Genomic DNA, 11,454 nt, shown 5'->3' on the forward strand with positions numbered 1-11,454 from the left:
ATGGCATGCTTCACCCCGACAACACCAACAGGTCTCCCGATGCCGATCCGATCGATCGTCTCGTTGCCGAACACCGGCCGGGCCATGGCCTCGCGCGTGCGTTCTATCATGACGAGGCGATCTACCGGCGCGATATCGAACGGGTGTTCCGCCGTCACTGGCACTGCATTGCCCATGAGAGCGTCATCCCGAACGCGAACGATTTCGAGGTCTTCCGCATCGACACCGAGCAGGTGATCGTCACCCGTGCGACCGATGGGTCGATCCATGCGATGCTCAATGTCTGCCGCCATCGCGGTGCGGAAGTCTGCACCAAGCAGAAGGGCAATGCCCGCGTCTTCGTCTGCCCCTATCATGCCTGGACCTACGGCAATGACGGGAGCCTCAGGGCCGCTCGCCTCATGCCGAAGGATTTCAAGCGCGAGGATCACGGGCTGAAGACCCTGCATGTGCGGGTCGCCGAAGGGCTGATCTTCATCTCCTTCGCAGAGCAGCCCCTCGATTTTTCCGGGGTGGAGAACCTGCTGCATGCGACCTGCGGCCAATATGGCTGGGCGCAGGCAAAGGTCGCCCACCGGGAAACCTATCCGGTTTCGGCCAACTGGAAGCTTGCCGTCGAAAACTATGTGGAATGCTACCACTGCGGGCCCGCGCACCCGGAATATTCGCAGACCCACGCCCTGGAACAGCCCTTGCACATGATCGAGGCGCTGAACGAGGCGATGGAAGCGCGCACCTGCGCGCTCGGCATCGACATCGGTTCGGGCAATCACTGGCAGATGTCGCGCGAAGGCCGCGAGGCGATCCATGCCTTCCGCTATGCGCTCTACGAAGGCGTGCAGAGCGGCAGCGAGGACGGCACGGCGGTCGCGCCGCTGATGGGGCGCTTTACCGATTTCGACGGCGGTGTGACCTCCATCCATCTCGGCGGCACGACCTTCCTTGTCTGCTATCCCGACCACGGCATGATCTATCGCTTCATTCCGAAGACGGCGGAGACCTGCGAGATGGAGCTGATCTGGCTCGTCGACGGCAAGGCCGAGGAGGGCAGGGACTACGACCTCGACAAGCTCACATGGCTCTGGAAGGTCACGACCGCCGAAGACAAGACGATCATCGAGCATACCGCGCGGGGCGTTCGTTCGCACTATTTCGTGCCCGGCCCCATCGCGCCCATGGAGCACAACGAACTCCGCTACATCGACTGGTATCTGGACGAAATCAGCCGTCCCTGACGCAACCGGTGCGCGGCGGACGAACGGGAGGGAATGGAATGAGCATTGCTGAATCACCCCATACGTCCCGCCGCGCCGGGGGGCGTGCCGCCCGCGTCGCCATGCGCGCCGCGCCGCTGGCAGAAAATGTCCGTCCCATACGCCCTGGCCTGCCCGGCGGCCAGTACAAGCCGCTGACGGAGGCGGGCGTTCGCCGCATCCATGAGGCGGCGCTGGATGCGCTGGAAAATATCGGCCTGGCCAATGCGCCGAAATCCGGTATCGAGATCATGACCGGTGCGGGCGCGATCCTTGGCGAGGACGGGCGCCTGCGCTTCCCGCGCGCGCTGGTGGAGGACATGCTGGCGCTCGCCGCGCGCGACATCACGCTCCATGGCCGCGATCCGAAATACGACCTCGAACTGTCCGGCACCCGCGTCTATTACGGCACGGCCGGCGCGGCAGTGCATGTTGTCGATGTTGAGAAGCGCGAGTATCGCGAATCTACGGCGAAGGATCTCTTCAACGCCGCCCAGCTCGTCCATCACCTCGACAATGTGCATTTCTTCCAGCGGGCGATGGTCTGCCGTGACGTTGCCGACAATTTCCTGATGGATATCAACACGCTCTACGGCTGCTGTGCGGGCACCACCAAGCATGTCGGCACCAGCTTCTCCGATCCCTCGCACGTCGAGGGTTGCTTCGACCTCATCCACATGATGGCGGGCGGCGAGGACAAGTGGCGGGCGCGGCCCTTCGTGTCGAATTCCAACTGCTTCGTCGTGCCGCCGATGAAGTTTGCCGAGGAAAGCTGCATCACCATGGAGGCCTGCATCCGGGCCGGCATGCCGATACTCCTGCTTTCGGCGGGGCAGGCGGGGGCGACCGCGCCCGCGCCGCTCGCCACCGCGATCGTGCAGGCCGTCGCCGAATGCCTTGCGGGCGTCGTCTATGTCAATGCCATGGCCCCCGGCCATCCGGCGATCTTCGGCACCTGGCCCTTCGTGTCCGACCTTCGCACCGGCGCCATGTCCGGCGGTTCGGGCGAACAGGCCCTGCTGACGGCGGGCTGCGCGCAGATGCACCAGTTCTACGGCCTTCCGGGCGGGGCGGCCGCCGGTATCGCGGACGCCAAGCTGCCCGACATGCAGGCCGGCTGGGAACAGGCGATCTCGAACGTCATGGCCGGCCTATCCGGCCTCAACATGGTCTATGAGGCGGTCGGCATGCATGCCTCGCTGCTCGGCTTCTGCCTGGAAAGCCTCGTGCTCGGCGACGATCTTCTCGGCCAGGTGCAGCGCTGCGTGCGCGGCATCGACGTGACGGAGGATTCGGTGTCGCTGGAAACCATGCGCTCCGTCTGCCTCGAAGGCCCCGGCCACTATCTCGGCGATCCGCAGACCCTGTCGCTGATGCAGACGGAATATGTCTACCCGGCCGTCGCCGACCGCACGAGCCCGAAGGAATGGGCCGAGATCGGCAGGCCGGACCTGATCCAGAAGGCGATCGAACGCAAGAACCGCATTCTGGCGGAAGCCGGTGGCCCGCTCTTCGATTTTGCGACGGACCAGGCGGTGCGGGAGAAGTTCAGGATCTACTTCTGATTTCAGCGCCTCACGGCCTGCACATCGCGCACGCCGAAATCCCATTGCGGCGTCGTGACCGGGGTGAGGTCGCTGCCGGGGAAGACGGCGAAGGTGCTGAAGGGCTGGCTTTCGCCCGGCAGGACGCGCAGCACGATCAGCGCACTGTCGCGGCCGACCTCGCGGCAGGTGCCGTTCGGACAGTCGGACAGCACCACGTCGAGGCGGAAGGACTGCATGGGCGCGTCGCCCTTGTTGGCGATGTTGCCGGTGACGCGGTAGCTCGTCCTTGTCTGGCCGGCGCTGGCCTGCATCCCGGACAGTTCGGCCGTGTCGGCGGTGAGCGCCGGGGTTGTGTCCTCCGTCGTCGTCGCCGTACTTTCGCGGGACGGCGCGCGCTCTTCGACGAACCAGATGAGAAGTGCGGCGGTCAGTCCGAATGCGACCACGATGGTGAGGACGGGTTCAACCCAGCTTTGAAAGCGCCGGAAGCGCAATGCGAGATAAAGTATGGTCGCCGCCGCGACTGCAAATGCCCAGATCATTCATGTCCTCCTGGGCGTGGTATAGCCTGCGTGGCGGGTAGCCGGAAGGGCAAACCGGTTCAATTTACCTTGAGGTTGATCCAGTAGGCGCCGTCGAAGGGAACGGCGGCGAAGCGCTCGTTGATTTCGCGCAGCGTCGCATCGGCGTCGATGTCGGAAAAGATGTCGGGACGCAACCACTGGGCGAAGGCTTCGGCGGCGAGGATGTTGAGCGGCACCGCGTTGAAGAAGTTCCACAGGCCGTAGACGCGCCCGGACTTCACCGCCTTGAGGTTCGACAGAACCGGATCGGCGACAGCCCGCCCCAGCGTCCTGCGCGCTTCGTCGGGATCAACGCCGGGTCCGATGGAGAAGGTGCTGTAGGTGCCGCCCGGCGAGGCGGTCGCAATATAGACGTCCGGGTTTGCCGCGACGATGAATTCCGAATTGACGAGGCCGCCCTGCGGCGGCAGGCTTTCGGCGATGTTGCGGCTGCCGGTGATGGCGATAAAGGCGCCAAGGCCCCCGGTGCCATAGGCATAGCAGCACTTTTCCGGATTGGGGAAGGCGTCCATCAGCACGCTCGGGCCGGGTTCGGGATGATCTGCCACCCGGTCGCGGATGCGCTTGACGCGCGCCTCGTAGAAGTCGGCGAAGGCGTTCGCCTGATCCTCGCGGTTCAGCACCTGGCCGAGCAGGCGCATGTTGCCCGCGGTGTTGGCGAGCGCGTCGCTGTTGAAATCGACCACCACGACCGGCACGCCGGTCTGCTCCAGATAGCTGATGGCCTGCTTGCCGAGTTCCGTTTCCGCCTGCCAGTTGGCGAGGATCGCAAGGTCCGCATCAAGCGATAGCGCGGCCTCGAAGGATACGGTGATGCCGTCGCCGATGATCGGCACCGCCTCGATCTTCGGGAATTTCTTCTTGAAACGGGCGAAGATTTCCGGGTTGTCGCCCTTCATGTCGCTCGCCCAGCCGGAAAGGATGCTCACTGGATCGGGATGGATGAGCGAGATCGCCACGAGGTTGAAGCCGCTGCCGAGCAGGATCGCCTTCGGTTCGGCGGCAATGGTGACCTTGCGGCCGAGCGCGTCCGTCACGGTCAGCGGATACTGCACCTCGGCGTGCGCCGGCAGGCTTGCCAGAAGCAGGAAGGTGGCGGCGAGGAAAGCGAGGAGGCGTGTCATTGTTTTCTCAGTTCCGGCAGGGCGCAGAGTTCGCCGCAGCCTGGAATGCCCGGCAGCATGTAGCGCAGGCAGCAGACCTTGCGGCGACAGTGGGTGATGCCTGCCTCCAGTTCATGGCGCAGGCAGCCGTGGAATGGGTTCCTGTTGCCATCGGCCAGAAGCGGGCAATCGAACAGCGGGCGGGACGGCCAATAGTCACTGCCTTCGCTGGACGAGCGGTCCGTCGTGTTGAAGGCATAGTCGATGTAGACGGCCGCGTTGTTCCAGGCAAGTTTCGGCGCGATGCCGGATTTTTCCTTGAGCAGCGCGACGACGCGCGACAGATGGCAATCGACCAGCGGCGTGACGAAATCGACGAGGTTTTCGCCACCGCTCCAGTCGCCCTCATGCGGCAGGCCGAAGGCGCGCGGCAGGCCATCCTCGCCAATGGCGATGGTCATCTCCTCGAAGGCGACGGGCAGGGTGATTTCCGCCCGGCGCGCGACGACATAGGGAATGGTCAGCGCCGAGAAATAGTAGAGCGACCAGAAGGAAGCCGCCGCCCGGCGGTCCGCCTTGCCGTGGCTGGCGGCATAGCGGTCGAGGGTTTCGGCAAAGGCGCTTCCTGCCAGAAAGTCGCAGAGCGGCATGGCGCCGTCGAGATCCGCCGAGAGCATGATCTTCTCGCCGCACCATGCATGCTCACCGGAAAAGACCGCCTTCAGGCTGGGCCTGAAAGCAGTCTCGCTGTCCTGGGAGGGAAAGGCGTTCAATGGCTTACCATGAGTATTTCAAGCTGCCGATGACCGTGCGGCCCTGGTCGCGATAGCAGAAGCCGGCCGAGCAGACGGGATCGCGCCGGTTGAAGAGGTTGGTCGCATTGACCTGTAGCTTCAGCCCCTCGAAATCCTTGCTGATGGCGCTGAAATCGTAGTCGATGGAGGCATCGACGAAGGCGCGTGAACTGTTCTTCGTGATGTTCTCGTCGCTGCCATAGCTGGAGCCGGTGAAGCGCACGCCCGCACCGAAGCCGAGACCGGCGAGCGCGCCGTCCTCGGGCATGCGGTAGTGCGCCCAGAGCGAGGCCATATGGCGCGGCACGGAGGAAACGTCGTGGCCAAGGGTGGCGGCCGGCCCCTCGATGATCTTCGCCTGCGTATAGGTATAGGACGCGATCAGCGAGAGGCCGTTTTCGAGGCTCGTGGAGGCTTCGAGCTCGAGGCCGCGTGAGCGCAGCTCGCCGCGCTGCACCTGGATGTTCGCCGGGCCGGAGGGCAGGCTCACGACCTCGTAATAGAGCCCGTTCGACTGGTCGACATTGAAGAGGGCGGCGGTCAGAAGCGTGTTGCTGTCCGGCAGCAGGTACTTCACGCCGATTTCCTGCTGTTCGCTCTCGGTCGGCTTGAAGGGATTGCCGGTCTCCAGGCTCACGCCCGCATTCGGCGAGAAGGCGGTCGAGTAGCTGGCATAGGGCGTGATGCCCCATTCGGTCTCGTAGGTCACGCCGGCGCGCCAGGAGAAGGCGCGGTCGTCCTGGCTGATCGTGGTGAGCGCGCCGCTGGCAAGATCGGTATTGTCCGTATCCGTCGAGACCCAGTCGTAGCGTCCGCCGAGCGTGAAGGTCAGCGCGTCGTAGCGGATCTGGTCCTGCAGGTAGAGGCCGGTGATGAACTGATCCTGCACGCTCTTGGTCTGGAGCGCGATCGGATCGACCGGCCGGCCGAATGTCGGATTGCGGGTGTCGAGCGGCGGGGTGGTGCCGCGTCCGTCGAGCGATTTCCAGTGGACCTTGGTGAAGTCGATGCCCGCAAGCAGCGTGTGTTCCAGTGCGCCGGTATCGAACTTGGCTTCCAGCTGGTTGTCGACCGTGTAGGTGTTCAGCCATTCCTCGAACGTGCCTGCGCTGCTGTCGAGCAGCAGCGGGTCGACGGCGTTCGGCTCGTAGGCGAAGGTCCAGTCGGTGTCGATGTTCACCCAGGACGCACGGGTATTCTGGCGGAAGGTGAAGGTCTCGTTCAGGCGATGCTCGAATTCGTAGCCGATGCGGCCCTGGTTCTGGATGGAGTCGTTGTAGGCGGGGTTGCCGGCGAAATAGTCCGTGACATTGACGCCGTCGAAATAGTAGGCGGCAGTACCGCCCGTCTTGGTGCGGGAATATTCGCCGAGAATGGTCAGGCGCGTGTCCTCGTCCGGCTTCCAGGTGAAGGCAGGCGCGAGATAGAGGCGATCGTCCGGCACGCTCAGCTGTTCGGTGTCGGCGCTGCGGGCCAGACCTGTCAGGCGATAGTAGAACGGATCCTCGTCATTGACCGGGCCGGAGAAATCGAACTGGCCCTGGTAGCGGTTGTGGCTGCCATACTGGCCCTGCACTTCGCGCAGGGTCTCTTCCGTCGGGCGCTTGCTGATGAGGTTGTAGAGGCCGCCGGCCCCGGACGCGCCGTAGAGAGCCGAGGACGGGCCGCGCAGGATGGAGACGCCCTCGAGGCCGTAGGGTTCGGTCTTGAACAGCGAGGAGCCGGCGCCGGGCTGGCGAAGGTTGTCGCGGAAGACACCGTTATAGGTGACGTCGAAGCCGCGCACCGTGAAGCTGTCGAAGCGCGGGTCGAACCCGTAGCCGCCGACGCGTGTGCCGGGCGTATAGGCGAGCGTTTCGAGAAGGGTCTGGGGGTTGCGGTCCTCAAGCTGCTGCTTGGTGACGGAGGAGATCGACTGCGGCGTCTGGATGAAGGGCGTGTCGATCTTCGCGCCCGTCGCGCTGCTCTTGCCGACATAGCCATCCGCATTGATGACGCCGCCGCTGCCGCCGTCGACGACGACGTCTTCCAGAACGGTCGCCCCGCCCGTGGTCGTCGCTGCCTGGTCCTGCGCCAGCGCCAGGGTGGCGAGCGTCAGGAGGGAGGTGCCGGCAAGTGCCAGTCGAAGCGTCGGGCGGAGAGGGTTGTGCATGCGGCTCACTTTCTGGCGACAGTCTGTAACATGACTGTTTTCATCAAGATTATGCGCGCTGCAATAGATTACATGACTCTTGCGGTCAAGTTTTAATGCCTGTTGCGAGGCTGCAACAGGGTGTGTGGGTGAGGGCACCCGGATCGCAAGGGAAAGGACGCCTGATGCAAGCTCCCGGGGTGCGGAGAACACCCCGGGAGAGCGGCCGCTTGTGCAGCGGCCGACGGCTGTGGGTCAGCCGTGGTTGATCATGACGTGCCGGACGGCGGTGTAGTCCTCCAGCGCGTAGATAGACATGTCCTTGCCATAGCCGGACTGCTTGACGCCGCCATGCGGCATTTCGGTGGTCAGCATGAAGTGGGTGTTGACCCAGGTGCAGCCATATTGCAGGCGGGCGGCCGCCTTCATCGCCTTGCCGATATCCTTGGTCCAGACGGAGGAGGCGAGGCCGTAGTCGCTGTCGTTCGCCCAGGTGATCGCCTGCTCCGCGTCGGAGAAGCGGGTGACGGAGACGACGGGGCCGAAGACTTCGCGGCGCACGATCTCGTCGTCCTGCGTCGCGCCGGCCACCACCGTCGGCTGGAAGAAATAGCCTTCGTCGCTGCCGGCCCGTCCGCCCGCGGTGATTTCGATATGCTTCACCTCGGCGGCGCGCTCGACGAAGCTTGCCACGCGGTCGCGCTGGCGCCGGGAGATCAGCGGGCCGATTTCGTTCAGCGTATCGTCCGGGTCGTTGTACTTGATGGTCGAGACGGCGGCCGAGAGGTCGGCGACGAGCTTTTCATAGATGCCGTCCTGCGCGTAGATGCGGCAGGCGGCCGTGCAGTCCTGCCCGGCATTGTAATAGCCGAAGGCGCGGATGCCCGAGACGACGGCGTCGAGGTCGGCATCGTCGAAGACGACGACGGGGGCCTTGCCGCCGAGTTCCAGATGGGTGCGCTTGACGGTCTTGGCGGCGGCCACCAGAACCTTCTTGCCGGTCGCCACATCCCCGGTGATCGACACCATGTTGATCTTCGGATGGTTGATCAGCGCATTGCCGACGGTCTCGCCGCGGCCGAGCACGATGTTGACCACGCCCTCCGGCAGGATGTCGGCAAGGAGCCGGGCCATTTTCAGCGCCGTCAGCGGCGTCTGTTCGGAGGGTTTGAAGACGACGGTGTTGCCGCCGGCGATCGCCGGGGCGAGTTTCCAGGCCATCATCATCAGCGGATAGTTCCACGGGGCGATGGAGCCGACGATGCCGATCGGGTCGCGGCGCACCATGGAGGTGAGGCCGGGCAGGTATTCGGCGGCGACGGGCGCATGCAGCGAGCGGATGGCGCCGGCGAAAAAGCGCCAGCAGTCGACGATGCCTGGCAGTTCGTCATTGCGCGCCGCGTTGATCGGCTTGCCGCAGTTCAGCGATTCCAGCGCGGCGAAGGCATCGGCATCCTTCTCGATGGCGTCGGCGATCTTCAGCAGGTAGCCGGAGCGCTCGGCGGGCGTGGTGGTCGCCCAGGAGACGAAGGCCTTTTCGGCGGCGTCCACGGCGGCGTCGATCTGCGCGTAGGAGGCTTCCGGCAGGTCGACGATCTTGCCGCCGGTCTTCGGGTTCAGGATTTGCTCTTCGGCCTCGGTGCCGGCCTCGAAGCGAGAGCCGATCAGCATTTGGGTGTCCATCGATGTTCTCCCTTTTGTCGTTCTGTCGGGGTTCATTTGCCGCCGCCGGCAACCTGGTCGCCGTCGCGGGTGAGGTAGTAGGCGCCGAGGATCGGCAGGAAGGTGACGAGCACGACCACCATGGCGACGACGTTCGTCACCGGTCGCTGGCGGGGGCGCACGAGTTCCTCGAGCATCCAGATCGGCAGGGTCGATTGCTGCCCGGCCGTGAATGTCGTCACGATCACCTCGTCGAAGGAGAGCGCGAAGGCGAGCATGCCGCCGGCCAGCAGCGCCGTGCCGATATTCGGCAGGATGATGTAGCGGAAGGTCTGGAAGCTGTCGGCGCCCAGGTCCATCGAGGCCTCGATCAGCGAGCCCGAGATGCGGCGGAAGCGGGCGACGGCGTTGTTGTAGACGACCACGACGCAGAAGGTCGCGTGGCCGAGCACGATCGTCCAGAAGGAGAAGGGGATCTCCGCGAAGGAAAAGGCCGAGCGCAGCGCGATGCCGGTGATGATGCCGGGCAGCGCGATGGGCAGGATGACGAGCAGCGAGATCGCCTCCCGGCCGAAGAACCGCGTGCGGCTGACGGCGGCTGCGCAGAGCGTGCCGAGGACGAGGGCGACTGCCGTCGAGATCGCGGCGACGCGGACAGAAAGCCCCATCGCTTCCCAGACGTCCGGCCGGTTCCAGGTAACCGCCAGCCATTGCAGCGTGTAGCCCGGCGGCGGGAACTGGTAGCTCTTCTCCTCCGTCGTGAAGGCGTAGAGGAAGATGAGCAGGATCGGCAGGTGCAGGAAGGCAAGCCCGGCGCCGGCGGCAATCTTGAGGCCGAGCGGGGCGGATGTGTTTCTATCAGAGCGCATCGAAAGCCCCCTTCCGTTTGGCCATCCAGAGATAGAGGCCCATGATGACGATCGGCACGACGGAGAAGGCGGCGGCGAGCGGGATGTTGCCGGCCGTGCCCTGCTGGGCATAGACCGCCTGGCCGATGAAGAGCCGCGACGAACCGATGATTTGCGGAATGATGTAGTCGCCCAGCGTCAGCGAGAAGGTGAAGATCGAGCCGGCGATGATGCCGGGAAGCGCCAGCGGGAACAGCACATGGCGGAAAGTCTGGGCGGGATTGCCGCCAAGGTCTGCGGAGGCCTCGATCAGATTGCCCGGCACGCGCTCCAGCGATGCCTGGATGGGCAGGATCATGAAGGGCATCCAGACATAGATGAAGACGATGAAGGTGCCCGTATAGCTGATCGACAGCGACGAACCGCCGACGACGGGAAGGGCAAGCCAGGCATCGAGCAGCCAGAGCAGGTGCAGCTTGCCAAACGCCCAGGTGATGATGCCTTCCTTGGCGAGGATCAGCTTCCAGGCGTAGATCTTGACGAGATAGCTCGACCACAGCGGCAGCATGACGCCGAGATAGAAGATGACCTTCCATTTTCCCTTCGCAAAGCGCGCCGCGTAGTAGGCGATCGGGAAGGCGATGGTCGCCGAGGCGAGCGTCACCAGCACGGCCATGGTGACCGTCCGGATGATGATGTCGAAGTTGGACGGGATGAGCAGCTGCCTGTAGGTGGCGAAGGTAAACTCGTAGTTGATCAGCCCGGAAAAATCGTCGATCGAGAAGAAGCTCTGCAGCAGGAGCGCAAAGAGCGAGCCGAGATAGATGACGCCGAGCCAGAGCAGCGGCGGCGTCAGCATCAGGAGCAGCAGGATCCCCGGGTTGCGCCAGAAGAAATCCGAAAGGCGCGCGGAAGCGCCTTGCCGGCGCGTCAGGATGGAGGTGTCGGCCACGGTGCTCATTGGGCGCCATCCATCGTGTGCAGGTCCTGCGGCAGGAAGGAGAGGGTGATCGTCTCGCCCTCGGCCGGAACGCTGGAGGAGGCCGGCACCATGGCTGCGACGCGGGCGCCGTTCGCCTCGACCGTCACGCGGTTCGCCGCGCCGAGGAAGCTTGTCGCCACCACGCTGCCGGAGAATTCCTTGCGGCCGGTGCCGTTCTCGCCGAGCCGGATGTCCTCGGGCCGCAGGCTTGCATAGTGCTTGCCGAAGCCGAGGCTTTCCACGAAATCCGGCGGCAGCACGTTGGAAGAGCCGACGAAGTCTGCCACGAAGCGGGTCTTCGGCCGCTTGTAGACGTCTTCCGGCGTGCCGAGCTGCTGGATCTTGCCGTCGCTGAACACCGCGATGCGGTCGGCCATCGACAGCGCCTCGCCCTGGTCGTGGGTGACGAAAACGAAGGTGATGCCGAGCGATTTCTGCAACGACTTCAATTCTTCCTGCATCTGCTCGCGCAGCTTCAGGTCCAGCGCGCCGAGCGGTTCGTCGAGGAGGAGCACGCGCGGGCGGTTGACGAGGGCGCGGGCGAGCGCCA

Annotated in this window: 10 protein-coding genes; 2 read left to right on the plus strand and 8 right to left on the minus strand. The window is 64.6% G+C overall.

The window, feature by feature from the left end:
• Positions 1–5: 5 nt before the first annotated feature.
• A complete protein-coding gene (locus tag WA950_RS02230) occupies positions 6–1,235 on the plus strand; it encodes an aromatic ring-hydroxylating oxygenase subunit alpha (protein ID WP_424550036.1) in 1,230 nt (409 codons plus the stop codon).
• A 38-nt stretch (positions 1,236–1,273) separates the two neighbouring features.
• Entirely contained in the window at positions 1,274–2,818 is a 1,545-nt protein-coding gene (locus tag WA950_RS02235) for a trimethylamine methyltransferase family protein (RefSeq protein WP_424550037.1), read from the plus strand.
• A 2-nt stretch (positions 2,819–2,820) separates the two neighbouring features.
• Here the strand turns inward: WA950_RS02235 and WA950_RS02240 are convergent, their stop codons facing one another.
• The 8 genes from WA950_RS02240 to WA950_RS02275 all read right to left on the minus strand — a co-directional run.
• Positions 2,821–3,342: a hypothetical protein gene (locus WA950_RS02240; RefSeq protein WP_424550038.1), complete on the minus strand. Its 522-nt coding sequence runs from the start codon at positions 3,340–3,342 to the stop codon at positions 2,821–2,823.
• Positions 3,343–3,401: 59 nt separating this feature from the next.
• A complete protein-coding gene (locus tag WA950_RS02245) occupies positions 3,402–4,508 on the minus strand; it encodes an ABC transporter substrate-binding protein (RefSeq protein WP_424550039.1) in 1,107 nt (368 codons plus the stop codon).
• Positions 4,505–5,164 (minus strand): siderophore-iron reductase FhuF, encoded by a 660-nt coding sequence (fhuF, locus tag WA950_RS02250; protein ID WP_424550061.1) that lies wholly within the window; start codon positions 5,162–5,164, stop codon positions 4,505–4,507. Before fhuF ends, WA950_RS02245 begins: the two co-directional genes overlap by 4 nt.
• 100 nt (positions 5,165–5,264) lie before the next feature.
• Positions 5,265–7,433 (minus strand): TonB-dependent siderophore receptor, encoded by a 2,169-nt coding sequence (locus tag WA950_RS02255; RefSeq protein ID WP_424550040.1) that lies wholly within the window; start codon positions 7,431–7,433, stop codon positions 5,265–5,267.
• A gap of 234 nt (positions 7,434–7,667) precedes the next feature.
• Complete coding sequence (locus WA950_RS02260) at positions 7,668–9,095, minus strand: gamma-aminobutyraldehyde dehydrogenase (RefSeq protein WP_424550041.1); 1,428 nt, start codon at positions 9,093–9,095, stop codon at positions 7,668–7,670.
• Between the two features lie 32 nt (positions 9,096–9,127).
• Complete coding sequence (locus WA950_RS02265; RefSeq protein WP_424550042.1) at positions 9,128–9,943, minus strand: ABC transporter permease; 816 nt, start codon at positions 9,941–9,943, stop codon at positions 9,128–9,130.
• A complete protein-coding gene (locus WA950_RS02270) occupies positions 9,933–10,883 on the minus strand; it encodes an ABC transporter permease (RefSeq protein ID WP_424550043.1) in 951 nt (316 codons plus the stop codon). Before WA950_RS02270 ends, WA950_RS02265 begins: the two co-directional genes overlap by 11 nt.
• The coding region (locus WA950_RS02275) for an ABC transporter ATP-binding protein (RefSeq protein WP_424550044.1) at positions 10,880–11,454 on the minus strand (575 nt) is incomplete at its 5' end. The genes WA950_RS02270 and WA950_RS02275, both read right to left, overlap by 4 nt.

Origin of the sequence: Shinella sp., assembly GCF_049651085.1 — a bacterium.
In the GTDB taxonomy this organism is placed as follows: domain Bacteria; phylum Pseudomonadota; class Alphaproteobacteria; order Rhizobiales; family Rhizobiaceae; genus Shinella.

Excerpts from the sequence above, each read along its gene's own strand:
- WA950_RS02255 (WP_424550040.1), bottom strand. The coding sequence starts at position 7,433 with ATGCACAACCCTCTCCGCCCGACGCTTCGACTGGCACTTGCCGGCACC.
- WA950_RS02230 (WP_424550036.1), top strand. The coding sequence starts at position 6 with ATGCTTCACCCCGACAACACCAACAGGTCTCCCGATGCCGATCCGATC.
- WA950_RS02245 (WP_424550039.1), bottom strand. The coding sequence starts at position 4,508 with ATGACACGCCTCCTCGCTTTCCTCGCCGCCACCTTCCTGCTTCTGGCA.
- fhuF (WP_424550061.1), bottom strand. The coding sequence starts at position 5,164 with ATGCTCTCGGCGGATCTCGACGGCGCCATGCCGCTCTGCGACTTTCTG.
- WA950_RS02265 (WP_424550042.1), bottom strand. The coding sequence starts at position 9,943 with ATGCGCTCTGATAGAAACACATCCGCCCCGCTCGGCCTCAAGATTGCC.
- WA950_RS02270 (WP_424550043.1), bottom strand. The coding sequence starts at position 10,883 with ATGAGCACCGTGGCCGACACCTCCATCCTGACGCGCCGGCAAGGCGCT.
- WA950_RS02260 (WP_424550041.1), bottom strand. The coding sequence starts at position 9,095 with ATGGACACCCAAATGCTGATCGGCTCTCGCTTCGAGGCCGGCACCGAG.
- WA950_RS02235 (WP_424550037.1), top strand. The coding sequence starts at position 1,274 with ATGAGCATTGCTGAATCACCCCATACGTCCCGCCGCGCCGGGGGGCGT.
- WA950_RS02240 (WP_424550038.1), bottom strand. The coding sequence starts at position 3,342 with ATGATCTGGGCATTTGCAGTCGCGGCGGCGACCATACTTTATCTCGCA.